Annotated in this window: 29 protein-coding genes; 18 read left to right on the top strand and 11 right to left on the bottom strand. The window is 68.7% G+C overall.

The annotated features are described in order from the left end of the window. Positions 1–26 precede the first annotated feature (26 nt). Positions 27–1004: a carbohydrate kinase family protein gene (locus ACNI14_RS05405; protein ID WP_420518944.1), complete on the bottom strand. Its 978-nt coding sequence runs from the start codon at positions 1002–1004 to the stop codon at positions 27–29. After that, a complete protein-coding gene (locus tag ACNI14_RS05400) occupies positions 1001–1300 on the bottom strand; it encodes an exodeoxyribonuclease VII small subunit (RefSeq protein WP_420518943.1) in 300 nt (99 codons plus the stop codon). Before ACNI14_RS05400 ends, ACNI14_RS05405 begins: the two co-directional genes overlap by 4 nt. A 90-nt stretch (positions 1301–1390) precedes the next feature. On the opposite strand from ACNI14_RS05400, the gene ACNI14_RS05395 reads away from it, so the two are divergent. Next, a complete protein-coding gene (locus tag ACNI14_RS05395; RefSeq protein ID WP_420518942.1) occupies positions 1391–1828 on the top strand; it encodes a hypothetical protein in 438 nt (145 codons plus the stop codon). A 63-nt stretch (positions 1829–1891) separates the two neighbouring features. Here the strand turns inward: ACNI14_RS05395 and xseA are convergent, their stop codons facing one another. Continuing rightward, on the bottom strand, positions 1892–3196 hold the full coding sequence (xseA, locus tag ACNI14_RS05390; RefSeq protein ID WP_420518940.1) for an exodeoxyribonuclease VII large subunit: 1305 nt from the start codon (positions 3194–3196) through the stop codon (positions 1892–1894). Between the two features lie 31 nt (positions 3197–3227). Between xseA and ACNI14_RS05385 the strand changes: the two genes are divergently transcribed. Next, positions 3228–4211: a 4-hydroxy-3-methylbut-2-enyl diphosphate reductase gene (locus ACNI14_RS05385; protein ID WP_420518939.1), complete on the top strand. Its 984-nt coding sequence runs from the start codon at positions 3228–3230 to the stop codon at positions 4209–4211. A 106-nt stretch (positions 4212–4317) separates the two neighbouring features. On the opposite strand, the gene ACNI14_RS05380 is transcribed toward ACNI14_RS05385, so the two are convergent. Further along, positions 4318–5631 (bottom strand): DNA recombination protein RmuC, encoded by a 1314-nt coding sequence (locus ACNI14_RS05380; protein ID WP_420518937.1) that lies wholly within the window; start codon positions 5629–5631, stop codon positions 4318–4320. Between the two features lie 299 nt (positions 5632–5930). On the opposite strand from ACNI14_RS05380, the gene ACNI14_RS05375 reads away from it, so the two are divergent. From ACNI14_RS05375 to ACNI14_RS05360, 4 genes are all read left to right on the top strand, one after another. Next, positions 5931–7712: an ABC transporter substrate-binding protein gene (locus ACNI14_RS05375; protein WP_420518936.1), complete on the top strand. Its 1782-nt coding sequence runs from the start codon at positions 5931–5933 to the stop codon at positions 7710–7712. A 146-nt stretch (positions 7713–7858) separates the two neighbouring features. Continuing rightward, positions 7859–9376 (top strand): ABC transporter permease, encoded by a 1518-nt coding sequence (locus ACNI14_RS05370; RefSeq protein WP_420518935.1) that lies wholly within the window; start codon positions 7859–7861, stop codon positions 9374–9376. 4 nt (positions 9377–9380) lie between these two features. After that, positions 9381–10361 carry an ABC transporter permease gene (locus ACNI14_RS05365; RefSeq protein ID WP_420518934.1) on the top strand — a complete coding sequence of 327 codons (981 nt, stop codon included), beginning with the start codon at positions 9381–9383 and terminating at the stop codon, positions 10359–10361. Beyond that, positions 10361–12151 carry an ABC transporter ATP-binding protein gene (locus tag ACNI14_RS05360; protein WP_420518933.1) on the top strand — a complete coding sequence of 597 codons (1791 nt, stop codon included), beginning with the start codon at positions 10361–10363 and terminating at the stop codon, positions 12149–12151. Before ACNI14_RS05365 ends, ACNI14_RS05360 begins: the two co-directional genes overlap by 1 nt. A gap of 37 nt (positions 12152–12188) precedes the next feature. Here ACNI14_RS05360 and ACNI14_RS05355 read toward each other — a convergent pair whose 3' ends face one another. Both ACNI14_RS05355 and ACNI14_RS05350 read right to left on the bottom strand, forming a co-directional pair. Beyond that, positions 12189–12431 (bottom strand): hypothetical protein, encoded by a 243-nt coding sequence (locus tag ACNI14_RS05355; protein WP_420518932.1) that lies wholly within the window; start codon positions 12429–12431, stop codon positions 12189–12191. Between the two features lie 75 nt (positions 12432–12506). Further along, positions 12507–12809 carry a putative quinol monooxygenase gene (locus ACNI14_RS05350; RefSeq protein ID WP_420518931.1) on the bottom strand — a complete coding sequence of 101 codons (303 nt, stop codon included), beginning with the start codon at positions 12807–12809 and terminating at the stop codon, positions 12507–12509. Between the two features lie 163 nt (positions 12810–12972). On the opposite strand from ACNI14_RS05350, the gene ychF reads away from it, so the two are divergent. From ychF to ACNI14_RS05330, 4 genes are all read left to right on the top strand, one after another. Next, entirely contained in the window at positions 12973–14058 is a 1086-nt protein-coding gene (gene ychF, locus ACNI14_RS05345) for a redox-regulated ATPase YchF (protein WP_420518930.1), read from the top strand. Positions 14059–14098: 40 nt separating this feature from the next. After that, complete coding sequence (locus ACNI14_RS05340) at positions 14099–14380, top strand: type II toxin-antitoxin system RelE/ParE family toxin (protein ID WP_420518929.1); 282 nt, start codon at positions 14099–14101, stop codon at positions 14378–14380. Beyond that, on the top strand, positions 14355–14669 hold the full coding sequence (locus ACNI14_RS05335) for a HigA family addiction module antitoxin (protein ID WP_420518927.1): 315 nt from the start codon (positions 14355–14357) through the stop codon (positions 14667–14669). The genes ACNI14_RS05340 and ACNI14_RS05335 overlap by 26 nt, the downstream gene beginning before the upstream one ends. A 312-nt stretch (positions 14670–14981) precedes the next feature. Further along, a complete protein-coding gene (locus ACNI14_RS05330) occupies positions 14982–16445 on the top strand; it encodes a protein adenylyltransferase SelO (RefSeq protein WP_420518926.1) in 1464 nt (487 codons plus the stop codon). Here the strand turns inward: ACNI14_RS05330 and ACNI14_RS05325 are convergent. After that, positions 16424–17362, bottom strand: coding sequence for a pseudouridine synthase (locus ACNI14_RS05325; protein ID WP_420518925.1), 939 nt, complete (start codon positions 17360–17362; stop codon positions 16424–16426). The two genes, ACNI14_RS05330 and ACNI14_RS05325, sit on opposite strands and share 22 nt — an antisense overlap. A gap of 154 nt (positions 17363–17516) precedes the next feature. Here ACNI14_RS05325 and ACNI14_RS05320 point away from each other — a divergent pair, with 154 nt between their 5' ends. The 5 genes from ACNI14_RS05320 (at position 17517) to lepB (ending at position 21724) form a co-directional block, all read left to right on the top strand. Beyond that, positions 17517–18857, top strand: a complete 1341-nt coding sequence (locus ACNI14_RS05320) for an alpha-amylase family glycosyl hydrolase (protein WP_420518924.1) — start codon at positions 17517–17519, stop codon at positions 18855–18857. 4 nt (positions 18858–18861) lie between these two features. Next, positions 18862–19440: a DUF421 domain-containing protein gene (locus tag ACNI14_RS05315; RefSeq protein WP_420518923.1), complete on the top strand. Its 579-nt coding sequence runs from the start codon at positions 18862–18864 to the stop codon at positions 19438–19440. 59 nt (positions 19441–19499) lie between these two features. After that, positions 19500–20606, top strand: a complete 1107-nt coding sequence (locus ACNI14_RS05310; protein WP_420518922.1) for a magnesium and cobalt transport protein CorA — start codon at positions 19500–19502, stop codon at positions 20604–20606. A 77-nt stretch (positions 20607–20683) separates the two neighbouring features. Beyond that, positions 20684–21259: a DUF6448 family protein gene (locus ACNI14_RS05305; protein WP_420518921.1), complete on the top strand. Its 576-nt coding sequence runs from the start codon at positions 20684–20686 to the stop codon at positions 21257–21259. Between the two features lie 9 nt (positions 21260–21268). Further along, complete coding sequence (gene lepB, locus ACNI14_RS05300) at positions 21269–21724, top strand: signal peptidase I (protein ID WP_420518920.1); 456 nt, start codon at positions 21269–21271, stop codon at positions 21722–21724. Here the strand turns inward: lepB and ACNI14_RS05295 are convergent. Both ACNI14_RS05295 and ACNI14_RS05290 read right to left on the bottom strand, forming a co-directional pair. Beyond that, positions 21681–22358 (bottom strand): Crp/Fnr family transcriptional regulator, encoded by a 678-nt coding sequence (locus ACNI14_RS05295; protein WP_420518919.1) that lies wholly within the window; start codon positions 22356–22358, stop codon positions 21681–21683. The two genes, lepB and ACNI14_RS05295, sit on opposite strands and share 44 nt — an antisense overlap. Then, positions 22359–22505: a hypothetical protein gene (locus ACNI14_RS05290; RefSeq protein ID WP_420518918.1), complete on the bottom strand. Its 147-nt coding sequence runs from the start codon at positions 22503–22505 to the stop codon at positions 22359–22361. Between the two features lie 158 nt (positions 22506–22663). On the opposite strand from ACNI14_RS05290, the gene ACNI14_RS05285 reads away from it, so the two are divergent. Next, positions 22664–23173, top strand: coding sequence for a YlcI/YnfO family protein (locus tag ACNI14_RS05285; protein ID WP_420518917.1), 510 nt, complete (start codon positions 22664–22666; stop codon positions 23171–23173). Between the two features lie 22 nt (positions 23174–23195). Here ACNI14_RS05285 and ACNI14_RS05280 read toward each other — a convergent pair whose 3' ends face one another. Continuing rightward, complete coding sequence (locus tag ACNI14_RS05280; RefSeq protein WP_420518916.1) at positions 23196–23732, bottom strand: CGNR zinc finger domain-containing protein; 537 nt, start codon at positions 23730–23732, stop codon at positions 23196–23198. A gap of 47 nt (positions 23733–23779) precedes the next feature. Here ACNI14_RS05280 and ACNI14_RS05275 point away from each other — a divergent pair, with 47 nt between their 5' ends. Together ACNI14_RS05275 and ACNI14_RS05270 are read left to right on the top strand one after the other, a co-directional pair. Further along, the gene (locus ACNI14_RS05275; protein ID WP_420518915.1) at positions 23780–24769 is read left to right on the top strand and encodes an EamA family transporter; all 990 of its coding nucleotides are present in this window, start codon (positions 23780–23782) and stop codon (positions 24767–24769) included. 20 nt (positions 24770–24789) lie between these two features. Continuing rightward, positions 24790–25512, top strand: coding sequence for a class I SAM-dependent methyltransferase (locus ACNI14_RS05270; protein WP_420518913.1), 723 nt, complete (start codon positions 24790–24792; stop codon positions 25510–25512). A 329-nt stretch (positions 25513–25841) separates the two neighbouring features. Here the strand turns inward: ACNI14_RS05270 and ACNI14_RS05265 are convergent, their stop codons facing one another. Then, positions 25842–26186, bottom strand: a complete 345-nt coding sequence (locus ACNI14_RS05265) for a DUF952 domain-containing protein (protein ID WP_420518912.1) — start codon at positions 26184–26186, stop codon at positions 25842–25844. Between the last annotated feature and the right edge of the window lie 130 nt (positions 26187–26316).

Here is a 26316-nt window from a genome sequence, read left to right as displayed (position 1 = left end):
AGAGCGCCGATGCGGGGGAGGGGCTCTCAGGCCTCGCCCAGTTCGGCGCGGGTGGGCGGGTTCGCACCCGCCCGCGACACGGTGATCGCGCCGATGCGCGCGCAGCGTTCGAGCACGCCCGTCACCGTCGCCTCGTCGATGCCGCGCAGTTCGTCGCGGTGCTGTGATCCGAGGAGGTCGGCCTCCCACAGCCCGTCGATCAGGCCGCTCATGAAGGAATCGCCGGCGCCCACCGTGTCCGCCACCTCGACCCGCGGCGCATCGACGCTCACGTGGCGCCCGTTGCTCAGGTAGGCCGTCGCACCGTCGCCACCCTTGGTGACGACCACCACGGCCGGTCCCCGCGTCGCCCACTCTCGCGCGAGCGCGCCGATCGCGTCGGCCTGACCCGCATCGGTGCCGGCCCCCTGGCTCGGGCGCCCGGTGAGCAGCCACGCGAGGTCCTCGTCCGAGGCCTTCACCACGTCCGCCAGCGCGACCACCCGCTCGATGGCGGCCAGCGCATCGCCGGGGTCGCCCATGAGCGCGGGACGGGCGTTGGGATCGTAGGTGATCGTCGCGCGATCGCGCACAGACTCGAGAATCTCGACCACGGCGTCGCCGCCGGGGGCCAGGACCGCAGCGATGGACCCCGTGTGAACGACCACCGGGTCCGTGCGGGTGGCGGCGCCGGCGTCGATGTCCCAGGCCAGGTCGAAGTCATAGGTGGCGGCTCCCTCGCCGTCCAAGGTGGCGGTGGCGACCGAGGTGCGGGGCGCATCGGCCGATCCCTCGACCAGGGCGACGGACGAGTCCTCCAGGTGAGCGCGCACCATGTCGCCGTGCGGGTCCTTGCCGACGCTCGTGAGCAGCGACACGTCGCGCCCCAGGCGACCCAGGCCGATCGCGACGTTGGCGGGCGATCCGCCCGGGTGGCTCTCGACGGTCCCGTCGGGGCGCCGCACCACATCGACGAGCACCTCCCCGATCACCAGGGCGCTGCCCTCTCGGGTCGCGTCGCTCATCGGTCGGCCTCCGTCGAGTCGTCGTCGTCAGCCTCGTCGGTGGGGACCACGCCGATGATGCCGGCGTCCGCGACGTCATCGTCTGCGTCGTCGGACTCGCCCCGGGCCCGCGTGATGCGCTCTTGGGCGCCCTCGAGCAGTTCCTGGCAGCGCGCGGCCAGCGCTTCGCCCCGCTCCCACAGGCCCACCGACTCATCGAGCGTGGCCGCTCCGGCCTCGAGCTTGGCGACGATCGCGATCAGCTCGTCGCGGGCCTGCTCATAGGTGAGCGTAGAGACGTCGTCAACGTGAGGCATATGCCACACGCTATCGCGTCATGATCCGCCGATACGGCACTCTCATCGTGTACCGGTGTGCAATCTCTCTTCACAATGGGGTGACGACTGATGTTCAGTGAGAACTACTCGCGCCAGACGGCGCTTGCGAGCGTGCAGAAGGCGCTCGATCCCGACCTCAGCGACGGCGAACTCGCCTTCCTCGCGCGGTCGGAGGAGGTGAAGGTGCGTGCGGCGGTCGCCGAGCGCCCCGCGACGCCCCTCACCACGCTCCTCAAGCTCGCGTCCGACGAATCGATGGTGGTGCGGGCGGGCGTCGCCCGCAACGAACGGCCCGACATGCCCGCCGATCTGCACGCGCAGCTGGCGGAGGACAAGTCCGCGGAGGTGGTCTTCGCGCTGATCGAGAACCCCGCGGTGTCCGACGCGCTCGTCGGGCGCCTGGCGCGGCAGTTCCACAAGGAGTACGCGTCCGCTGCGCGTCACCGGCTCGCGTCCAAGGGTGGGGCGGCCGGGGTGCTCGGCCGGCTCGGCATCCCCACGGGGTAGCGGTCGCGCGCCGACGTTGCCGGCGCTGGCCAGCCGTCATGCCGATGGCTCGCCGGGCCGGCCCTAGTCCTGGTGGCCGGCGAAGACCTCGGTGACGGACGCATCGGCCGCACCCACTCCGAACCGCAGCCGGACGGCGTCGCCGTGCGCGAGCGACTCCGCGTCGCGGATCACCGCGCCCGCGGCGTCGCGTGCGATCGCGTAGCCGCGGTCCAAGGTCCCCTGGGGGCTGAGCGCCCGCAGCGCCGCCGTGAGCTCGCGCGTGGCGCTGTCGGCGCCCGTCAGGATCGTCACGAGGGCACGCCCGGCCGCCTGCCGCGCGTGAGAGACGGCCTCGCGGTAGGGGTCCAGCATGCGCTGGGGGTGTGCGAGGACCGGCCGGGAGCGGAACTGCTCCAGCCCGCGAGACTCGCGTGCGACCAGCGCCTCGAGCGCCGCTCGCATGTCCCGTCGCGCCTGGTCCACTCCGGCGTGCTCCTGCGCCGCATCGGGCACGATCCGCTTGCCGGCGTCGGTGGGCGTCGAGGCCCGGTAGTCGGCGACCAGGTCGAGCACGGGGGAGTCCTTCTCGTGCCCGATCGCGCTCACCAGGGGCGTCGCGCACGCCGCGGCCGCCCGCACCACCCGCTCGTCCGAGAAGGCGATGAGGTCCTCGAACGAGCCCCCGCCGCGCGCGACCACGATCACGTCGACATCGTCATGCGCGTCCAGATCCGCGATGGCCTCGCTCACCTCCCTGACCGCGTGCTGGCCCTGGACCGAGACGCGGCGGATCTCGAAGCGCACCGACGGCCAGCGCTGCGTGGCGTTCACGACGACGTCGTGCTCCGCCTCGCCTTGAGTGGCGCAGACGAGCCCGACGGTGCGGGGCACGAAGGGCAGCGGCTTCTTGCGCTCGGCGTCGAACAGCCCCTCTGCCGCCAGCGCCTCCTTGAGCGCCTCGATGCGCGCGAGCAGGTCGCCCACCCCTGCGTGGCGGATGTCGGCGGCGTCGAGTTTGAGGGCGCCGGACCGGGCCCACCACCGCGGCCGCGCCTGGAGCACCACGCGCGAGCCGTCGTCGAGGGACGTGCCCATCCGGTCCACGACCGAGGCGAGCGCAGAGACGCCCAGGGTGGCGTTCTCGCTGGGGTCGCGCAGGTCGAAGAAGACGAGGTTCTTCCACCGCGACGGCCGCAGCACCTGGCCCTCGACCCAGACTGGCCCCATGCGGTGCACGTACTGGCCGATCTTGCCGGTGAGGTGATGGACGGGCCAGGGCTGCTCGGCGGTGGTGTCGGCTGCCGTGCCTGGGAGTTCGGCGGGCGCCGGGCGGGAAGCATCGGGGCCGCGCGAAGCGTTGTCGGGGGAGAGCAAACCGTCGGTCACGCCTTCTAGCGTGCCACGTAGGATGGAGCATATGCCTTCCACACAAGACAAGCGTGTCCTTCTCGCCGCACCGCGCGGGTACTGCGCCGGCGTGGACCGCGCCGTCATCGCGGTCGAAAAGGCCCTCGAGATGCACGGCGCCCCGATCTACGTCCGCAAGGAGATCGTCCACAACAAATACGTGGTCGAGACTCTGACCGATCGCGGCGCGATCTTCGTCGACGAGACGGACCAGGTGCCCGAGGGCGCCCGCGTGGTGTTCTCGGCTCACGGCGTCTCGCCTGCGGTCCGGGACAGCGCCGATGCGCGGGGCCTGGTGTCCATCGATGCCACCTGTCCCTTGGTCACCAAGGTGCACAAGGAGGCCATCCGATTCGCGCGCGAGGACCAGACGATCCTGCTGATCGGCCACGACGGCCACGAAGAGGTCGAGGGCACCGCCGGAGAGGCGCCCGAGCACACCATCGTGGTGAACTCGCCCGAAGAGGCGGATCGCGTGGTCGTGCCCGATCCCGACAACGTCGTGTGGCTGTCGCAGACCACGCTGTCCGTCGACGAGACCATGGACACCGTCCACCGCCTGCGCGAGCGGTTCCCGAACCTGCAGGACCCGCCCAGCGATGACATCTGCTACGCCACCCAGAACCGCCAGGTGGCCGTGAAGAAGCTCTCGCCCGAGTGCGATCTCGTGATCGTGGTCGGCTCCGCGAACTCGTCGAACTCCGTGCGGCTGGTCGAGGTGGCGCTGCAGGCCGGCGCCCGCTCGTCCTATCGCGTCGACACCTACAAGGAGATCGACGAGGCCTGGTTCGAGGGTGTGACGACCGTGGGGCTGACCTCCGGCGCGTCGGTGCCCGAGATCCTCGTCAAGGACGTCATCGGCTTCCTCGCCGAGCGTGGCTACGAGACGGTCGAAGAGGTGCGCACGGCGACGGAGGACCTGATGTTCTCGCTCCCGCGTGAGATCCGTGCCGACATGAAGGCCAAGGAGGCCGAGCGCGCCATGCAGGCGTAGTTCTACCCACGCTTCTCCGCCTTAGCGTCCCAGTGGTCGCTCAGTGTCGGAATCGAGGCGTCGGCGTATCCCAGAGGGCACTCAGTGACGGTGAGAGTGCGCAGGGCTAGGTGCGGTCGGTGAGCTCCGGGGCGCTCAGCTCACGCGGCTCGGTCGCGACCTGGTCGACCTCGGGCAGAGGCGCGTCGATCTGCTGCATGTCGCGGAACTTGCGGGCGCTCACCAGCACGCGCGACTCGAGCGACGCAACCGTCTGGTTGTAGGCACGGCTCGCGCCCTCGATCGCACGTCCCACCTTGGCGAGGTGCTCGCCCATGGTCGACAGCCTGTCGTACAGCTCCTTGCCCGTCGAGAGCACCTCCTGCGCGTTCTTGGCCAAGGCGTCCTCCTTCCACGCGTGCGCGACCGTGCGCAGCATCGCCACGAGCGTGGTGGGCGTCGCGATGAAGACCCGCTTGCCGTACGCATACTCCTGCAGGTCCCCGTCCTGCTCGAGCGCCGACTGATAGAAGGCCTCTGACGGCACGAACATCACCACGAACTCGGGCGAGGACTCGAACTGCTCCCAGTACTTCTTGGCCGCCAGTTCGTCCACGTGCTTGCGAATGTGACGCGCGTGAGCACGCAGGCGGTCGGCGCGCACCTCTTCATCGTCGGTCTCGAACGCCTCGATCAGCGCGGACAGCGCGACCTTGGAGTCCACGACGATCGTTCGGCCGCCGGCAAGCTTGACGGTCAAGTCCGGCCGCTGCAGCCGTCCCTCGCCATCGCGCACCGAGTCCTGCTCGGTGAAGTCCACGTGCTCGACCATTCCCGCGAGCTCGACCACGCGGCGCAGCTGCACCTCTCCCCAGTTCCCGCGCACGTCTGAACGGCGCAGCGTGTTGATGAAGTCGGAGGTGCGCTTGTCGAGCTTGTCCGACGCGGCGAGCATCTGCCTCACCTGTTCCGACAGCTGCGCGTGTCCGCTCGCACGGGCCTTGTCCGCCTCGGCCGTCTGCCGCTGCACCACGTCGAGGGCCTTCGCCATTGGCTCGACGAGCTGACGCACGGCCTGCTCGCGCTTGGCGAGCTCCGCCTCGCCCGCCTGGCGCTCGCGCGCGAGCCGTTCGCGCGCCACCTCGAGCAGCGACTCCTGGCTCGCCTTGAGGGTCTGCTGGGACAGCACCGCGAACTGCTGGCGCATGGTCTCCTGGTCTCCGCGCACCTGCGCGACGTAGCGCTCGTGCGCGGCGGTGAGATCGGCCTCCCGCTGGGCCCACGCATCGGCCTGCTGTCGCGCTTGCTGCTCGAGCATCGCGACGCGCTCCCGCGCGATCGCGGCCTGGGTCTGGGCTGCCGCCGAGCGACGCGCGGCGAGCAGGTAGCCCGCCGCCAGCCCAGCGAGGAGCGCCGATGCGGCGATGAGGATCTCAACCATGGCACCACGCTCCCACTCGCGTGTGACATGCCCAGGCCGACCCGCGCATCGGGCTCACAACGCGGTTGCGGAAACGCACGACGTTGGTCCCAGTTCGGCGCTCAATGCGCACCTAGGATGTGGTCTTAGTCACATTTTGGGCACGAATATCGGTACGAGCAGTACCCGAAACACGATCGTTACCGAACTTTTCGTACCCTGGACGGCACCGCGGGGAAACTCCCCGTTGCCTTCACGCCCGTGTATGCGCTCGAACCCCGGGTCGACACACGTAGGCGTGTGAAGTGAGAGGACACAGAATGAAGCTCGGCAAGATTGGGAAGGGTGCCGCCGTCGTCGCGATGGCGAGCCTCGCCCTCGCCGCATGTACTTCCGAGGACCCGGAGGGCGACACGACGCCCGAGACCTCGGCTACTGAATCGGCCCCGACCGGCGGTACCAACGACGACACCATCTACTTCTCGGCCGGCGAGGTCGAGTGGAACGGGTACAACGACCTCACGTCGGCGACCTATTCCACCTACAACTCGGTGGTCAATGAGCGCGTGCGCTCGGGATTCACCTACTTCGGACCTGACGCCTCCATCCAGATCAACGAGGATATGGGCAATGTGGAGCTGGTCTCCGAGGACCCCATGGTCGTCGAGTACACCATCAACGATGACGCCGTCTGGTCCGATGGCGAGCCCATCAAGTACGAGGACGTCCTCATGACGTGGGCGTCGCAGTCGCTCACCGACGGCGAGAACGAGGACGGCAACCCCGTCGCCCTGTTCGACCACGTCAGCGGCCTCGACTACGGCGACCGCGTGCCCGAGGGTCCGCAGGGTGAGCCCGGTGGCAAGTCGTTCACCATCGAGTACACCAACCCGTACCCCGACTACCTGCTGACCACCGTCATCGACTTCCCGGCCCACGTGGTGGCGGAGCAGTCCGGCATGACGCTCGAAGAGATGGTCACGGCGATCCAGGCTGGCGACGTCGAGGCGATGCGCCCCGCCGCCGAGTTCTGGAACACCGAGTGGATCTCCAGCACGCCGGGCGAGCTGCCCGATCCGTCGATTGCGCTGTCCTCGGGCCCGTACACGTACGGTTCGTGGGAGGCTGGCCAGTCGATCACGCTGGTGCCGAACGAGAACTGGTGGGGCGACGCTCCCGCGACGCGTGAGCTCGTCTTCCGCTTCGCATCCGCCGACTCGCACGTGCAGGCTCTCGCCAACGGCGACCTGAACGTGGTCGAGCCGCAGGCCACCGTCGACACGATCGACCAGATCGAGGCGCTGGGCGAGTCCGTCACGCTCGGCACCTACCAGACGCTGATCTGGGAGCACCTCGACATCAACCGTGGCGAGGGCGCGGCCCTCGGCGAGAGCGCCGAGCTGCGCGAAGCGTTCGCCATGTGCGTGCCCCGTCAGCTCATCGTCGACAACCTGATCAAGCCGATCAACCCCGACGCGACCGTGATGAACGCTCGCGAGGTGTTCCCGTTCCAGGACACCTACGACGAGGTCGTCGACGCGGCCTACGACGGTCAGTACGACGAGGTCGACATCGAAGGCGCCTCGGCGCTGATCGCCGAGGCCGGCGTGGAGACCCCCGTCAACGTCCGCATCGGCTACTCGGGACCGAACCCCCGCCGCACCGACCAGGTGGCGCTGATCAAGGACTCCTGTGACCAGGCTGGCTTCGAGATCGAGGACATCGGCAACCCCGACTTCTTCGCCGCTGGAGGCAACCTCGACACCGGTGACTTCGACGTCGCGCTGTTCGCCTGGTCCGGCTCGGGCCAGATCACGTCCGGTCAGAACATCTACGCGACCGGTCGCCCGCAGAACTACCTCAACTACTCCAACGAGACGGTCGACGAGGCCTGGGACATCCTGACCTCGACGCTGGACACCGACGAGCAGCTGGAGCAGACCAAGATCATCGAGCGTGCGCTCTGGGAGGACCTCTACGGCATCCCGATCTTCGCGCACCCCGGTGTCGCGGCATGGGACTCGACGATTCAGAACGTCGAGCCCAGCTCCGCACAGTCCGGTATCGTGTGGAACGCTGAAGAGTGGGTTCGCTCCGAGTAGGCACGGACTGACCTTGCACTCGACCGGTGGGGAGGGGCACACGCCCCTCCCCACCGGTCATGCATGGGTGGTCGGAGCGTCGACGGTGACGCGACGAGTCGGTCGCGGACGCGCCTGACCACTCACCACGAGAAAGTTCTGCATCTATGACCAGGTTTGTCCTCAGACGGCTGGCTGTATCGAGCGTGATCCTGCTCGTCGGCTCGCTGCTGATGTTCGTCCTCACGATCAACGCCGGCGACCCGCTGGAGGATCTGAGGGAGTCGACCGCCTCGAACCGCGAGCAGCTCATCGAGTCCCGGATCGACAACATGGGTCTCGACCTCCCGTGGTATCAGCGCTACGGCCAGTGGCTCACCGGCGCCGCTGGCTGCATCATCGGACAGTGCGACCTCGGCACCGACCGCGCCGGCTCCGATGTCGGCGCGCTGCTGGAGCAGGCCGCCGGCTCGACTCTGCGCCTGGTCACCATCGCCACCTTCGCGGCGATCATCATCGGCGTGATCGTCGGCATCCTGACAGCCCTGAGGCAGTACTCGGGCTTCGACTACGCGGTGACGTTCCTCGCGTTCCTGTTCTTCTCCCTGCCAGTCTTCTGGGCAGCCGTGCTGCTCAAGGAGTACGGCGCGATCCGCTACAACGACTGGATGGCGGATCCACAGATATCCGTCACACAAGCGATCATCATCGGAGTGGTGATCGCGCTGATATTGCAGGCGATCCTCGGCGGCGGGCTGAGACGCCGGCTGCTCACCGCCAGCACGAGCGGCGCCTTCGCGATCATCGCCCTGCTGGTCTTCACGAACATCGGATGGTGGCGCAACCCCGCTCTCGGCATCGGGCTGGTGCTGATCGTGTCGACGGCCTTCGCCGTAGGGATCACCGCACTGATCACCGGCATCGACAACAGGCGGGTGCTGTACTCGACGCTCACCACCGTCGGCGTGGGCACCATCATGTTCTTCGCCGTCGGACCGCTCCTCGACGAGCCGAACTGGCTCATCCTCATCGGCCTGTTCATCTCCGCCATAGTGGTGGGCCTCGTGGTGGGACGACTGTGGGGCGGCTACTCGCGTGGCGTGGCGATGGCGCTGTCCGCGATCACCGCCGCCTTCATGGCGTTCATGACCGCCGCGGACCGGGTCGTCTATGCCTGGGCAGGGTTCCTCGACCTCAAGCCGCGACCAATCTCGACCATCGGATCGCAGACCCCCAACTTCGGCGGTGACTTCTGGGAGTCAACGCTCGACCTCGGCACCCAGCTGCTGCTTCCCACGATGCTGCTGACATTGATCTCGGTGGCCACCTACTCGCGGTACACGCGCAGCTCGATGCTTGAGACCCTCAACCAGGACTACGTGCGCACCGCCCGCTCCAAGGGCCTCTCCGAGCGCACCGTGATCGTCAAGCACGCGTTCCGCAACGCGCTCATCCCCATCACCACGATCGTGGCATTCGACTTCGCGGCCCTGATCTCCGGCGCGGTCATCACCGAGGCGGTGTTCGGCTGGAAGGGAATGGGCGAGCTGTTCCGCAGCGGCCTCAGCCACACGGACCCCGCGCCCGTGATGGCGTTCTTCCTGGTCACCGCGATCGCGGCGATCGTCATGAACCTCATCGCGGATATCAGCTACGCGTTCCTCGACCCCAGGATCAGGAGGTAGGGCCATGAGTGATCGTCCTGAGTTCGGCATGCCGGAGGGCCCTGTCGCGGCGCCGGAGAGCACGGTGGTCGACGGACCTGATCGCGAGCAGAAGTCCTACAGCCAGGGCCAGCTGGTCCGCCGCCGCTTCTTCCGTCACAAGGGCGCGATGGTCGCGCTGGGCGTCCTCATCTTCGTCACCCTGCTGGCGTTCACGTCGATCGGGTTCGGCCCCGTCCCCGGGTGGTGGGGCAAGAACTTCACCGACACGGGACCGATCCTCGATGGGGGCCGGCCCACGATCGGCTGGTTCACGCTCGGTGAGCACCCCTTCGGCCAGGATCAGACGGGACGCGACTTCTTCGCGTTGACGATGCGCGGCACCCAGATCTCGCTGACCATCGCCTTCATCGTGGGGCTGGTGTCGACGATCATCGGCACGATCATCGGCGCCATCGCGGGCTACTTCCGCGGATGGGCCGAGGCGTTCCTGATGCGCATGACCGACCTGTTCATCATCATCCCGCTGCTCGTGCTGGCCGCCGTGCTCGGCCGCATCGCCGGCGATCAGGGCATCGTGGTCCTGTCTCTCACGCTGGCGGCCGTGACGTGGACGTCGCTGGCCCGCCTGGTGCGAGGCGAGGTGCTGTCCCTGCGCGAACGCGAGTTCGTCGCCGCCGCACGGGCCATCGGAACGGGCTCGGGGCGAATCATCTTCCGTCACATCCTGCCCAACACCGTCGGCGTCATCATCGTCGCCACCACCTTCGCGATCGCCGCCGCCATCCTGCTCGAGACGGCCCTCAGCTTCCTGGGCTTCGGCGTGCAGCCGCCGGACATCTCGCTCGGCTCGCTCATCGACCGGTACCAGACCGCGTTCACCTCGCGGCCGTGGCTGTTCTGGTTCCCGGGCATGTTCATTCTCGCGATCGCGCTGAGCGTCAACTTCATCGGAGACGGACTGCGCGACGCTTTCGATCCACGTCAGAACAAGGACGGTCGCTGATGAGCACCACGGCAGACGTCAACACGTTCGAGAGTGAGCCCGCTCGGGGCGGACCGGTGCTGTCCTTCGACAACCTGAACGTGCAGTTCGGGACCGAGTTCGGACAGGTCCACGCGGTCAAGGGCATCTCGATCGAGGTGCACCCGGGCGAGGTCCTGGCGCTCGTCGGCGAGTCCGGCTCGGGCAAGTCCGTGACCTCGATGTCGGCGCTGGGGCTGCTCCCCGGCAACGCCAGGATCTCGGGGGACATCTCCGTGGCGGGCAAGGTGATCGGTTCGCTGAGCGACAAGGGCCTGCGCCAACTGCGGGGCAACGACGTCGCGATGGTCTTCCAAGAGCCCATGACGGCCCTCAACCCGGTGCTGACGGTCCGCACGCAGCTGACCGAGGCGCTCGAACTCCACGGCATCGCGTTCGGCAGGGCAGCCGATGCGCGGGCCATCGAACTGCTGCGCATGGTCGGCATCCCCGATGCCGAGAAGCGCATTCACCAGTACCCGCACGAGTTCTCCGGCGGGCAGCGACAGCGCATCGTGATTGCGATGGCGATCTCGTGCGACCCGCAGGTGATCATCGCGGACGAGCCCACGACCGCGCTCGACGTGACGGTGCAGGCTGAGATCCTTGACCTGTTGCGCTCCCTGAAGGATGAGCTCAACACGGGCATCCTGCTGATCACGCACAACATGGGTGTGGTCGCGGATATGGCCGACCGTGTGGCGGTGATGTATCAGGGCGACCTGGTTGAGTCGGGCAGCGCGCACGATGTCCTGACCCGTCCGAGCCACGAGTACACCAAGCGCCTGCTCGACGCCGTCCCGCACCTGGGCCGCCGCGGCGAGACGCCGCCGGTCGTGCAGGGAGATTCGCCGCGGTCGCTCGAGGTACGCGACCTCGTCGTCGAGTACCACCGCACCGGCAAGGAGCCGTTCCGGGCCGTGGACGGCGTCACATTCGATGTGAACCAGGGCGAGATCGTGGGGCTCGTCGGCGAGTCCGGATCGGGGAAGTCGACGATCGCCCGCTGTGTTCTGGGACTCATCCCCGCCGCGTCGGGCACCGTGTCGATCCTCGGCCAGGACATCACCTCCATGAAGCGCGCCGAGCTCAAGGCACTGCGCCGCCGGATCGGCGTGGTCTTCCAGGATCCCGCCAGCTCGCTGAACCCGCGGCTTCCCGTCGGTGACTGCATCTCCGAGCCGATGGAGGTCCACAAGATCGGCGACAAGGCCTCGCGCCGGGCCAAGGTGGCCGAGCTCCTCGAGGCCGTCGAGCTGCCCCGCAGCGTCGCGAACCGGTATCCGCACGAACTCTCGGGTGGACAGCGCCAGCGCGTGTCGATCGCCCGCGCCCTGTCTCTCGACCCCGAGTTCCTGGTCGCGGACGAGCCCACCTCGGCTCTCGACGTGTCGGTGCAGGCCTCCGTGCTGAAGATGTTCACGGCTCTCCAGGAGCGCTACGACTTCGGCTGCCTGTTCGTGAGCCACGACCTCGCGGTCGTCGACACGCTGGCCGACCGCGTGGTGGTGCTGAAGGACGGCGCCGTCGTGGAGCAGGGCGACCGCACCCAGGTGCTGAGCAACCCCACCGAGGAGTACACCAAGAGGCTGCTGATCGCCGCGCCGGTGCCGGATCCCGACGACCAGCTCGCGCGCCGCAAGGCCCGCTACGAGTTCATGAAGGAGGTCGGCGAGGAGGACCACGGCCTCCACGTCGAGCACTCGCCGGAACGTGGTGACGGTCCTCCCCAGCCGTTCAATGGGAGCCGCGTCATCGGAGGCGGCAACTAGTCCTCGTGCTCGGCCACGGCCGGTGCGCGGGTGTCAGTCAGTCCGGGATAGGGCTTCCATCCGGCCGATGCGCGGCTCGGACCGGTCTTGGCAGCACGGCGGCCTCGGGGGAGAAGGGCTCGGGCAGCTCGTCCGTTCCAGGGATGTGCACCTCGTCGCCGTTCGCGTCGGTGAGCGGCGGGCCGGCCACCGGAGATGGCGCGGGCAGGATCTTCTCCGACGCCAGGTGACTGGCCATCTCGGCCTCGCCGGGGTTGAAGATCGATCCGAGTTCGGTCATGGTCCGAGACTACGCCCGCCCCGTCTCGTCGGCACGGGAGATCTGCCCGTGCTCTCGGCAGGGTAGAGCCGGGGGTCAGTTCCGCAGCGGTGAGCCGGAGACGGCGAAGGTGATGCCGCCCATCTGGCCCGTCAGCAGCGGCATCGCTTCCTGAATCGCCGCGCGCACGCTGTCGAGCTGCAGCGACGCGCGATGCGCTTCGGCCGAGGTCCACAGCTCCGCGACGAACACGGTGTCCGGGTCGTCATCGTCGATGCCCACCTCATAGAGCAGGCACCCGGCTTCGTCGAGTTGGGGGTTGGGCCGGGTCAGAATTGCGACGACCTCGTCGCGCTTGCCGGGCTGGACGCCGAGGGTGCCTACGTTCGCGAAGGTCATGGTGCTCACGTTAGCCCGCCCTGCCGATCCGCACGAGGCGCCGCGGACCACTGAGGCGCCGGACGGCCCCACCCAGCCCCCGCATCGGCCGTCGTGGGCGGCGCACCGCGGTCAGAAGTGGCGCGTCGTGTCGAAACGGCGGCGGCAACTAGACTTGATCCCCGTGGCTCTCACTATCGGAATCGTCGGACTGCCCAACGTGGGCAAGTCCACCCTGTTCAACGCTCTGACGCGGGCGGAGGTGCTCGCCGCGAACTACCCGTTCGCGACGATCGAGCCCAACGTCGGCGTGGTGCCGCTGCCGGACGAGCGGCTGGGCCGCCTCGCCGAGGTGTTCAAGAGCGAGAAGGAGCTGCCGGCCACCGTGTCGTTCGTCGACATCGCCGGCATCGTCAAGGGCGCCTCCGAGGGCGAGGGCCTGGGTAACGCCTTCCTCGCCAATATTCGTGAGGCCGATGCGATCTGCCAGGTCACGCGCGCGTTCGACGATGCGGACGTCACCCGGGTGGACGGGTCCACCGACGAGGCCGGCGACCTCGAGACCATCTCGACGGAGCTGATCCTCGCGGACCTGCAGACCATCGAGAAGGTGTTGCCGCGGCTCGAGAAGGAGGTCCGCACCAAGAAGGGCCCCGCCGAGCTGCTGAACGCCGTGACGCAGGCCAAGGAGATCCTCGAGGCCGGACAGACGCTGTTCGCGGGTGCTGCCGCCGCGGGTCTCGACACCGCCGAGCTGCGCGAGCTCAACCTGCTCACCGTCAAGCCCTTCATCTACGTGTTCAACACGGATGATGCCGGCCTCATGGACGAGGACAAGAAGGCCCGGCTCGAGGCGCTGGTCGCGCCGGCCAAGGCGATCTTCCTCGACGCCAAGTTCGAGTCCGAGCTCATCGAGCTCGACGAGGAGGAGGCCCGCGAGATGCTCGAGTCGACCGGGCAGACCGAATCCGGACTGTCGCAGCTCGCGCACATCGGCTTCGACACCCTCGGGCTCCAGACGTATTTGACCGCCGGCCCTAAGGAGTCGCGCGCGTGGACCATCCGCAAGGGCTGGACCGCCCCGCAGGCCGCCGGAGTGATTCACACGGATTTCGAGAAGGGCTTCATCAAGGCCGAGGTGGTCGGCTTCGACGACCTCATGCAGTACGGCTCGATGGCCGAGGCGAAGGCCGCCGGCAAGGTGCGCATCGAGGGCAAGGACTACGTCATGCACGACGGCGACGTGGTGGAGTTCCGCTTTAACGTATAGCGTTATTGACGCGGCGCGTTAAGTTTGTCATGCTGGTCGTGTGATCCGATCGTTCGCAGACAAGGCGACCGAACGGCTGTGGCACCGGGACAAGGTGCCGTCGATCGATCCCCGTGTGCAGAAGGTTGCCCTCCGGAAGCTGACGCAGATCCATGCGGCCAGATTCCTCGAATCGCTGAGGGTGCCACCGGGAAACCGGCTGGAGCAACTCAAGGGTGACCGCGCAGGTCAGCAAAGCGTTCGAGTGAACGACCAATGGCGGATCTGCTTCACCTGGACAGAAGGAGGTGCTGAGGATGTCGAACTCGTCGACTACCACTGAGAGGTGGGCGCCCGTTCACCCTGGGGAAGTCCTCATGGAGGACTTCATCAACGGGTTCGGGATCACCCAGAACAAGTTGGCGGTGTCGATCGGTGTGCCGCCGCGGCGAATCAACGAGATCGTCCACGGCAAGCGCGCCATCACAGCCGATACCGCGCTTCGGCTGGGCCGGTACTTCGCCATCGACCCGCAGTTCTGGTTGAACCTGCAGTCTCACTACGAGCTTGAGCTCGCTGAGGACCGTTTGGCTAGCCAGATCGAGGCCATCACACCGCTGCAGAGCGCATGACAAGCAACCTTTGGCTCATCACGCGAGACGGTCCGGCTCCCGACGACGTCGCCCGTCGCCTACTGACGTTCCCCGAGTGGAGAACTGCTGAACGTTGAGGTGATGCGGGGCTGCCCCGGCGATGATTGACCGGGGGGGTCTGATCGCTCCCGCACCACTTGTGAGTTGAACGCGGTGCTGAGCGCCTGAACGGGACCGAGCTGTTGGTCGGCTACGGGACGCGGTGGAGTTCCGCTTCCACGTTTGAGGGCTGAGCATCGCGTGCACGAGGCGGCCGTGATCGGAACGTGCGGCCGCGGGTAGCCTCGGTGGATGAGTGTCTCTCCACCAGCCACGGTCACGCTCGGCAGCCGTTTCGCCCGGGAACTGCCGGAACTGTGCACGCCCTGGGAGGCGCAGAAGTTGCGTGATCCGCGGCTGCTGGTCCTCAACGAGCGGCTGGCCCACGAGCTCGGCGTCGACCCATCTGTGTTGCGCGGTCCCGACGGGCCCCTGTGGTTGACGGGCAACCTCGTGCCCGAGGGCGCCGCTCCGGTGGCCCAGGGCTACGCGGGGCACCAGTTCGGCCACTACTCTCCTCGGCTCGGGGACGGGCGCGCGCTGCTGCTGGGCGAGATCACGGGCGTCGACGGAGAACTCCGGGACGTGCACCTGAAGGGTTCGGGACGGACGCCGTACGCGCGCGGGGGCGATGGGCTGGCGGCGGTGGGCCCGATGCTGCGCGAGTACATCCTCAGCGAGGCGATGCACGCGTTGGGTGCCCCCACCACGCGCTCCCTGGCCGTCGTGGGTACCGGAAGCGCTGTCCATCGTGAGACGGAACTGCCCGGGGCCGTCCTGGCGCGGGTGGCCAGCAGCCATCTGCGCGTCGGGACCTTCCAATACGCGCGCGCCACCGGCGACGACGGCCTCTTGCGCAGGCTCGCCGATCACGCGATCGACCGTCACTATCCGGAGGTCGCGGGAGCAGAGCATCCGTACGTCGGGCTCCTTGAGGCAGTCATCACCGCCCAGGCGTCGCTGGTCGCCCGATGGATGCTCGTGGGCTTTGTCCACGGCGTGATGAACACGGACAACATGACGATCTCCGGCGAGACCATCGACTATGGGCCGTGTGCGTTCATGGATGCCTACAATCCGGGCGCGGTCTACAGCTCCATCGACCAGGGCGGACGCTACGCCTATGCCAACCAGCCGCTGGCGGCCCGGTGGAACCTTGCCCGGCTCGCGGAGGCGCTGCTTCCCCTGCTGCACGAGGATCAGGAGCAAGCGGTGGCCATCGCCACCGAGGCGCTCGGCGGCTTTGACGACGAATACGACGCCGCCTGGTCGAGCGGCGCGAAGGCCAAGATCGGACTGCGAGACCACGTCGACGGCCACACCGCGTCCGGGTTGGTGAAGGAGCTGTTGGCGCTGCTTGAGGCGCACGAGGTCGACTACACCCAGCTCTTCCGCAGCCTCAGCCGCGCCGCCTCCGGTGCGCCCGAGCCGGCGCGGGAACTGTTCGGCGACCCCGCAGAATTCGACGGCTGGCTGGAGCGCTGGCTGCCGCATCGGCCCGATGCCGCACTGATGAACCAGGTCAACCCCGCCTATATCCCCCGCAACCACCTCGTCGAGGAAGCCCTCGCATCGGCGACCGATGGAGACCTCGAACCCCTGCATCGGCTCGTGGACGCCGTGACCCGCCCCTACGAGGAGCGGACCGGACTGGAACGGTATGCCGCCGGGGCGCCGGAGGACTTCGGGGCCTATCAGACGTTCTGCGGAACCTGAGGCTGTTCCGGAGGCCATACGAGCCGCCGCTTGCTCGAGTAGTCGCACCGGCTGCCATCGATCGGGTCAGTGAAGCGCAGGCGGCGAGCGATCAGCTGCAAGGGCCGTGTGAAGTCGCCCGCCTCGACCTCCTGCACGTGTGGATACAGTGTGTCGCCCACGATCGGGACCCCCAGGTCAGCCATCTGTAGGCGCAGCTGATGAGTCTTGCCCGTCGCCGGCGTGAGCCGATAGCGCGCGTGGCCACCGCGGGTCTCCAACAGCTCCACGAGCGTCTCGGCGTTGGGTTCGCCCGGCACCAGCTCGGACTGCATGACGCCCCGCCGCTTCTCGATCCGGCCAGTGAGCCGGCGGGGAAACTCGAGCGCGGCGTCGTACGGGGCGATGGCCTCGTATGTCTTGAGCGCGAGGCCCGACTGGAACACCCCCTGATAGGCCCCGCGGTACTCGCGGCGAGTGGACAGCACCAGCACTCCTGCGGTCAGGCGGTCCAGCCGATGCGCGGGGGCCAGTTCCGGCAGGTCCAGCGCCAGTCGCGCCTTCACGAGCGCGGTCTCCTGCACGTGGGACCCGCGCGGGGTGGTGGCCATGAAGTGAGGCTTGTCCACCACGACGAACCGGTCGTTCACCTCGAGAACGTCAAGAGGGAAGGGCACCGCGGTCTCGGGCGCGAGCGGGCGGTGGAACCACACGAACGTGTGGGGCCGGTAGGGCTCGTCGCCGTCCCACGGGCGGCCCGCCTGGTCGACGAACTCTCCCGCCTCCAGCATCCGCGCGACCGGAGCGTGAGCTGGCAGGCGCGCGCTCAGGAAGTCGCGCATCGTCTCCCACTGAGGGCCATCGACGTCGACTCCAGGCGTGCGGATCCACGCGGCGTCAAGCCCGTGACGCTGGGGAAGAGGCGAGCGCGGCGGCATCAGGCGGGCGCTGAGGATCGGGACGAGGTCACGACGAGCATCGTACGGACAGGGGCCGCGACGGGGCCCACCAGCGACTCTCCAGGCGAGTGGCGGAACAGACCACTGCCGTGCGGCCGTTACACCTGCCATGGTCCCGAACAGTGTCAACGCCGTGAACGAACCCGACTGGGCAGAGCACGCCATCTGGTGGCAGGTGTTCCCGCTGGGGTTCACGGGGGCGGAGACGTCCGCCACTGCGGAGCCCGCCGAACCCCACCGGCTGCTCGACCTGATTCCGTGGCTCGACTACGTCGTGGAGCTCGGAGCCTCGGGGCTGGCGCTCGGCCCCATCTTCGCGTCCGAGACCCACGGCTACGACACCACCGACTACTTCGCGATCGACCCCAGGCTCGGGACGGACGAGGACTTCGATGCCCTCGTCACTGAGGCTCATGGCCGCGGGTTGCGCATCCTGCTCGATGGCGTGTTCAACCATGTGGGGAGGTCGTTCGGTCCGTTCCAAGAGGCCCTGGCACAGGGGCCGGCGGCCGATGCGGGGGCGTGGTTTTCGCTGCAGTGGCAGGCGGGTGCGGCGCCGGGGGATGAGCCCGACTACCGCGACTTCGAGGGGCACCATCACCTCGTGGCGCTCAACCACGAGGAACCGGCCGTCGCCGACTTCGTCGTCGAGGTCATGGAGCACTGGCTGGCGCGGGGCGCCGACGGCTGGCGGCTCGACGCCGCCTACGCGGTGCCCTCATCCTTCTGGGGTCAAGTGACCTCGCGCGTGCGGCAGCACCATCCCGATGCCTACTTCGTGGGCGAGTACATTCACGGCGACTATGCGGCGGAGGTCGAGACCGGCGGCCTCGATTCCACGACCCAGTACGAACTGTGGAAGGCGGTCTGGAGCTCGCTCAACGACGCGAACTTCTACGAGCTCACGTCCGCGCTCGAGCGTCACAACGACCTCCTCGCGACCTACGCGCCGCTCACCTTCATCGGCAACCACGACGTGACCCGCATCGCGAGCAAATTGTCCGACCCGGAGCTGCTTCCTCACGCGGTGGTCGTGCTGCTCACCGTCGGTGGCACGCCGTCCATCTACTACGGGGACGAGCAGGGCTACCGGGGCGCCAAGGAGGAAAGAGAGGGCGGAGACGACGAGATCAGGCCGGCCTTTCCGCCGTCCCCCGACGACCTCTCGCCGGAAGGCAAGCCCATTCTCGTGCTGCACCAGGAGCTCATCGGGCTCAGGCGCAGGCACCCGTGGCTTCACCGCGCGACCACCGAGGTCCTCCACCTGTCGAACGAGGTCCTCGCGTACCGGGTCGCGTCCGATGACCACGCGCTCGTCGTGGCGCTGAACCTGTCGCACGAGCTCCAGCAGGCGCCCGTCGCCGGAGGCGGCGCGGTCCTGGCCGGAGAAGCGGCCATCGACCCGGGCGCGGACACGGCGGAGGTTCCGGCACGAGGCTGGGCCGTCGTCGGCCCGGCGCCCGTGACAGTCTGACCCGATGGACATCAGTTACTTCTGGACCGGTTGGTCCCCCATCTGGCACACGCTGCTGGTGGGCACGGTCGGCTACCTCACGCTGGTCATCCTCTTGCGCGGCACGGGGCCGCGCACGATGGCGAAGATGACCCCGCTCGACTTCATCATCGCGGTGACGCTGGGATCGGCCTTCGGTCGAGTCGTCACGGCCTCGAACGTGAGCCTCGCCCAGGCTGTCGTGGCGCTGGTGCTGCTGGTCGCCGTGCAGTGGGCGCTCGCGACCCTCCGCGCCAAGTGGCCGGCGATGCGCAAGGTTCTCGATGCGCCCCCCGTCCTGCTCTACTACCAGGGCGACTTCCAGTCGAAGGCCCTGCACAAGCATCGGCTCACCGAGGCGGATGTGCACTCGGTGGTCCGTCAGTCCGGTCACGGTTCGCTCGAGGGCGTGCAGGTGGTGATCCTGCACCAGGACGGATCGCTGGGCGTCATAGCCGAGGGCTCGATGGGCGACGGTTCGAGCCTGCTGCCGTTCGTGGAGCGCAATCAAGGAGACTCCGGAAGCCCCACCGAGAAGCCACGGCACGCCGCACCAGGGGAGTAACCTCCCGGCATCTACCGTTGACCCCACATGCAGTGGGCGCCGGCGAGAAGGAGGCACGCGTGAGCAGGGTGCGAGACAGGGCAGGCAGGATGGCGGGCAGGCGCCGGCATTCGAGTCCGCCCACGGCCGATGCGGTCCACGGCTCGGACGAGCATGTCACCCGGTTCGTCACCGACGGCCAGGTATCGGAGGCGCCTGAGGGCGCGACGGCGGCCGATGCGCGTGCGTTCGGAGACAAGACGCCTGCGCAGATGGCGCTGCTGCTGTACCCGGACCCGAGCGAGACCGCGATCCGCGACCTGGCCGACGCCTGGGACCTGCACCCGATCCTGGTTGAGGACCTGTTGCACGCGGGCCAGCGCCCCAAGCTCGAGCGCTACCGGGATGTGCTGTTCCTGGTGGTCCGCTCCGCGCACTACGACGACGAGCGCGAAGAGGTCGACCTCGCGGAGTTCCACGTGCTCGTGCGGCCGGGAGCGGCGGCCGTCCTGTGCCAGGACGGCGTCTGGATCGACGGCACCACGGCCGATGCGCTTGCTGGCTCCGGCGCGGATGCGGAGCGCATCCTCGGCTCGCTGCTCGACGGCGATCTGCTGCATCTCGGCCCCGAGGCGATCGCCTACCGCTTGCTCGATGCGATCGTCGACGGCTACGCGCCGGTGCTGCACGAAGTAGGGATCGACAAGGAGCAGATCGAGCGTCAGGTCTTCAGCGGGGACCCTGCAGTCGCCGAGCGCATCTACCGCCTCACCCAGGAGGTCATCGACGTCCAGCACGCGACGTCCTGGCTGGTCGAGGTGCTGGGCGGGCTTCGCAGCGGCTTCGACAAGCACGAGGTCGCCGAGGACCTCCAGACCTACCTGCAGGACGTCGCCGACCACCTCGACCGCATCGGCGCGCTGATCGCCGAGTACCGGGAGGCGCTCACGCAGATCCTCAGCGTGAACTCGACCCTCGTGGCCGAGCGGCAGAACGAGGACATGAAGAAGATCTCCGGCTGGGCGGCGATCCTGTTCGCGCCCACGCTCGTCGCCGCGATCTACGGCATGAACTTTCAGAACATGCCGGAGCTGCACTGGTCCTTCGGCTACCCGCTCGCGATCGCGGTCATGGTCGCGTTCTCGATCGGCCTCTATCGGGTGTTCAAGGCCAAGCGCTGGATGTGAGGGCACTTGACGCACGTCAAGGCGCGTCGACCGCGGTCTCCGTAGCGTCAAGGGTGAACCCAAAGAAGGAGAACCCCATGCTCGCCACACGCATCACCAATCTGCTCGCCTCGTTCAAGCCCATCACCGTCGAGGCGCACTGCGACACCGCCGATGGCCCCGCCGTCACGAGCGGCCGCAAGGCGTTGGACACCGGCAACATCAACTATGCGCTCAAGTGGATTCCGGCCGACGGGGAGGCCGAGCTGCGCGAGGTCTTCGACAAGGCGATCGAGGTCCGCACCCTGGGGACAGACGCCGCCGACCTGTCTGACCGGCTCTTCCTCGAGACACTGGTGCGCATCCACCGGATGGGGGAGGGGGTCGCGTTCACCGGGATTCAGGCTCCCGGCACCGAGGTAGACCCAGTGGTGACGGCAGCGGACGAGGCGATCCGTCTCGGCACAGACGCGGCGCTGCTGCCCATGGTGCCCACCGACCGACGCGCGGAGCTCGACAAGCGCTTCCTGGCAGCGATGGAGGTCAAGGACTTCGACGTGGACGATGTCGTGGCAGGGCGTCGCTACCTCGCGGCGTACGTCGACTTCTTCAAGTATGCCGAGGGCGAGGACCACGATCACGCTCACCACGCGGCCCACGCTCACCAGCACTGAGGTGCAGCGGTGACGCGTCTTGCCAGGGTCACGGGGGAGTCGATGAGCCCCACCTACCGGACGTCAGACCTGCTGTTCACGCGGCCGGCTCGACACCCCGGTGCCCCTGCAGGCCGCGGTGACGTCGTGGTGCTTCGTCACAACGGCCGCCGCATGGTCAAGCGCGTGATCGGTGTGCCGGGCGACCTGATCGAACTCGAGGCGGGCCAGCTGGTGGTGAACGGCGACGCCCTTCGCGGTGCACTACGGGTGCGGGGTGCCTTCACTCAGACCTGGTCGGTCCCGGTCGCCCACTACTTCGTGGCGGGCGACAACCCTGCGGCGTCGGAAGACTCGCGGGTCTGGGACCAGCCCTTTGTCGCCTTCGGGGGCATCGCGGCGGTGGTCGTCCGGCGCTTGCCCGGGAGGCGCCGCCGCGCCGTCACGCCCCGTCGGCCAACCGTTGCAGGAGCGCCGGCTGCATGATCGAGACCGACCGACCCTCACCCACGGAGATCAGGCCCCGGCTGGCCAGTCTCGCCAGTGCACGGCTGAGACTCTCCGGCGACGCGTCGATGACGGACGCGACGTCCTTCTTGGCCATCGGGAGCGTCACCACGCCCTCGCCTTCGAGCCAGGTGACGCGCAGGCCGAGCAGATAGCCGGCGAGGCGGCTCTCGATATCGTGAGAGCCAAGAGCGTTGAGGCGCTGCTCGGTGGCGGAGAGCCGCTCGCTCACCGTAGAGAGCATTCGCAGCGCGATCCCCGGATGCTGCCGCACCAGTTCCTCGAGGTCCTCGTGGCGGAAGACGCAGAGCTGGGAATCGTCCATGGCGGCGGCGTAGTCGTCGGGCGGACGGCCCGTAAGGATCGAAGTCTCGCCCGTGAAGTCGCCGGGTCCGAGTATCCGGACGATCTGTTCGGAGCCGTCGGCGGACAGGCGGAAGATCTTGAGCCGTCCCGTATGCACGACGAGCAGACGTGACGTGGGATCGGTCGCGGCATACGCGATCTCGCCCGTCGCGAGGTGAACTGGACGCGCGCGCCCCGCCACGGCCGTCTGGTCCTCTTCCGATAGGCCGGCGAACACGGGCACGCGCGCCACGCAGGTGTCTGGCATCTACGGCCCCAGCACGATCATGAGGTCCTTCTGGTCCTTGACGCGCTCATCGGCGTCCGGCGTCTTTCCGCCCGCCATGGCGAGCCCATTGCCGGATGCGGCCCTGCCGGTGTGTGCGTCGGTGGGAGTCCTCGCAAGTGAGCTCATGTGGTGCCTCCTCTCGCCGCCGGAACGTTCCTGTCACTTGCACCAACGCGGCAGCGGGGCGCCCCATTTCCCGGCGTGCGGCCGATGCGGTCGGTGTCCGGGTCGGGGACGTCGCCTGTGCGGTGGCGATGGTGTCATTGCGGTGTCAAAATGACACCATGGACATCACACGCTACTCCGAGCAGCTGCGGGCGCAGCTGGAGGCTGCTGCGGCGACCGGCACCCCGAAGGCGCGAGAGGCGGCGGCGCATCTTGTCTCAGCACTCGACCCCGCCATCCGTCTCACGCTCATGGAGGCGCTGGCCGAGGCCGCCGACGAGATCTCGCGAGAGCTCGAGCCAGGCGGCGTCGACCTGCGGGCTCGCGGCAAGGAGGTCGGCTTCGTCGTGACGGTGCCGCACCCGGGCCTGGCGGCGGAGGCGGACGCCGTCGCGGTCGCGGGCGCGCAGGCGGAGGTCGCGAGCCTCGCGGGCGATCCCGCGACTCGAACGACGCTGCGGATCCCCGACTCGTTGAAGGAGCAGGCGGAGGCCGCGGCCGCCGCGGAGGGGCTTTCGCTGAACTCGTGGCTCGTGCGCGCAGTCACGCTGCACCTCGAGCCGGCCGCGCGGTCCCGCAGGGGCCGGGCGGCGGCGCGCATGGCCGGTTGGGCGGACCGCGCGGACTAGCGCCGGCTCCGGAGTGGCCGCATCAGGACTCGTCGGCCTGCCGCGCACGAAATGCGGCCTGGGCGGCGCGGTTGGTGCAGGTCACCGAGCAGTACTTGCGCGAGCGATTGCGGGACAGGTCGAGCACGATCCCATCGCAGTCCTCCATCTCGCAGCGCCCGAATCGGCTCATCTCGTCCGCGCGGATCACATCGATCATCGCCATGGCGGTCTCGACCAGGATGCGCTCGTGAAGGGGTCGGTCGTCCGTGGTCGCGTGGATGTGCCAGTCGACGTCGCCGTGGCGCACCAACTGGGGGAGGGCGGCCTGCTCGGCGAGGATCTCGTTCACCAGCGGCACGGCGTCGTCGCGTGATGCGACGAACAGCGCGCGCAGCCGCGTCCGGATGGCGCGCACCAACTCGAGGTCGCCTGGCGCGGCCCGGGGCCCGGTGTATCCGAAGTCGGTCAGGAAGGCGTCGAGGGCCTCCGCGCTCACGAGCGTGTCCGGCTCGAGCTCGGAGTTGGCAAGAAACGCCGCCGACTCCAGGGCCTCGATCGTGTCATGGGCGAAAGGCATGTTGACACGTTACCAAACCGCGGATAGCGTCATGTGCCATGGCTTTGATGACTCATGACCTGACCCGCGAGCGCCTCGCCGCCGGCTTGGGATTCGCGCTCGCCTCCGCGGCGTCTTTCGGACTGTCGGGGTCGCTCGCCAAAGGCCTGCTCGAGGTCGGTTGGTCTGCGGGTGCGGCGACGCTCATCCGCGTCGCGATCGCGGCGGCCGTGCTGATCGTGCCCGCGATCATCGCGGTGCGTGGGCGCACTCACCTGGTGCGTCGTGCGTGGAAGATCATCGTGGCCTACGGGGTGTTCGCGGTCGCGGGCGCGCAGCTGTTCTACTTCCTCGCGGTGGGGTACCTGGACGTGAGCGTCGCGCTCCTCATTGAGTACACCGCCCCCGTCGCGGTGGTGCTGTGGCTGTGGCTGCGCCATGGCCACCGTCCCACCCCGCTGACGGTCGGTGGCGCCGCCATTGCGGCATTCGGTCTCGCGATGCTGCTCAATGTCTTCGGCGGAGGGCAGATCTCTATCATCGGCGTGCTGTGGGCGCTCGGCGCGATGGTAGGGGCGTCCGTGTACTTCATCATCAGCGGCGACGAGGGCAATGGCCTGCCTCCGATCACCCTGGCAGCGGGCGGACTGCTGGTCGCTCTCGTGGTTCTTGCGGCGGCTGGCCTCGCGGGCATTCTGCCGATGCGCTTCTCGACCGGCACCGTGAGCTTTGTGCAGTTCGACGCCCCCTGGTGGACCGTCGCGATCGCCCTGGGCGTCATCACCGCTGCGGTCGCGTACGTCACCGGCATCGCTGCCACCCGCCGGCTCGGCGCGAGGCTCGGATCGTTCGTGGCCCTGACCGAGGTCATGGCGGCGACGGCCTTCGCCTGGCTGCTGCTCGGCCAGGTCCCTGCCCCCGTTCAGGCCGCGGGCGCGCTGCTGATCCTGGTGGGCGTGGTCGTCGTGAAGCTGGGCGAGCGCCCGGCCGCGACAGTCGTCGAGTCCATGACCGAGGAGCCCACCCGCACGGACCCGCCGGCGCCCGTCCCGGTCTGAACCGACCGTAGGCTGGCGGCATGACTCACGCCACGTCGTTCGGCGCGGCAGCGGGGGACTACGAGCGTGGTCGGCCGGGATATCCGGCCGATGCGGTCGCATGGCTTCTTCCCGCCTCGCCCGGGTGCGTTCTCGACCTGGGTGCGGGGACGGGCAAGTTGACCTCCCTGGTGGCCGAGATCGCGGCCGAGGTCGTCGCGGTCGACCCGGACTCTGCGATGCTCGAGTCCCTCACGCGCGCCCTGCCGACTGTGGAGACGGCTGCCGGGCGCGCCGAGGCGATCCCGCTGCCCGATGCGTCCGTGGACGGCGTCGTGATGGGCCAGGCCTGGCATTGGGTCGATCCCGAGCTGGCCGCCGTGGAGATTGCGCGCGTCCTCCGGCCAGGGGGCACGCTCGGCCTGGTGTGGAACATCCGCGACAGCCGCGAGCCGTGGGTCGCGCGGCTCGGCGACGCCATGCGGGGCTCGGCGGCGGAGAAGCTCGTCGAGGGCGACGGGCCACGCGTGCCACCGCCGCTCGCCGATCTCGAACGCCGCACCTGGGAGTGGTCGCGCCCGATGAGCGCGGACGACGTGCGCGCGATGGCGCGCTCCCGCAGTCACTACATCACCGGAGATCAGCAGTACCGGGCGCAGGTCGAGCGCGACGTGGACGCGGTCCTCGCGGATGCGCCGAGCGCGCATGGCGAGATGTCCTTGCCGTACGTGACCCACGCCTTCCGGGCGGTGCGCCCGCACTGAGCCGGCTCGCGTCGCCCAAGCCGGCCCGCGCATCGGCCGTCCCGCGACGCCCAAGCCGGTCCGCGCATCGGCCGTCCCGCGACGCCCAAGCCCTCCCAGTTCCGCCCTCCCCGTCCGCGAGTGTCGATTTCTGTGCGGTTTGGCCGCCCGGAATGCACGTATTTCGACACTTGCGGAGGGAGAGGGGTGGGTTTGGGCGAGAAGGGTGGCCAAGGAGCGCGGGGTGGCTTGGGCGAGAGGGGTGGCTGAGGCGCGCGGGGTGGCTGAGGCGCGCGGGGTGGCTGAGGCGCGTGGGGCGGCTCAGGTGAGTGAGGCGCGCGCGGGGGCTGTCACCACGCGAAGTCGCCGTGCTCGAATCGCGCCGGACGCGCCTCCACCACCCAAGCGGGCCGGATGGCTCCGTAGATGTGGGGGAACAGCTCGCCGGTGCCGCCGTCCTCCTCGACGATCTCGACCCCGTCCGCGCGCACGGCCGACGGGTCGATGACCAACACCACGAGCTCCGCGTCGTCGTCGCCGTAGTAGCGCGATGCCACACGGTCCACCTGGTGCGGATGCGACACGTGGATGAATCCCTCGTCCGCGAGCGTCCGTCCGCGCGTGGACACCTCGTAGGTGCCCGTCTGTACGGCGGCCTCCCAATCGGACAGGCGGGCGATGTGGAGCAGTGGCATCCCGCCAGTGAAGCACGGCTCGGCGCGTGGGCCTGAGACGCAGAAAGGGCGAGCCCGCAGCGCGGACCCGCCCTGTCTGTGCTGACGTGGACTAGATCTGAGGGTCGGTGGTGGCGCCGGCGCCCCCCCA

This window comes from Demequina pilifera, assembly GCF_048814985.1.
Taxonomy (GTDB): domain Bacteria; phylum Actinomycetota; class Actinomycetes; order Actinomycetales; family Demequinaceae; genus Demequina.
Note: the sequence above shows the minus strand (reverse complement) of the source record. Positions and strands in the feature narration are given on the sequence as shown.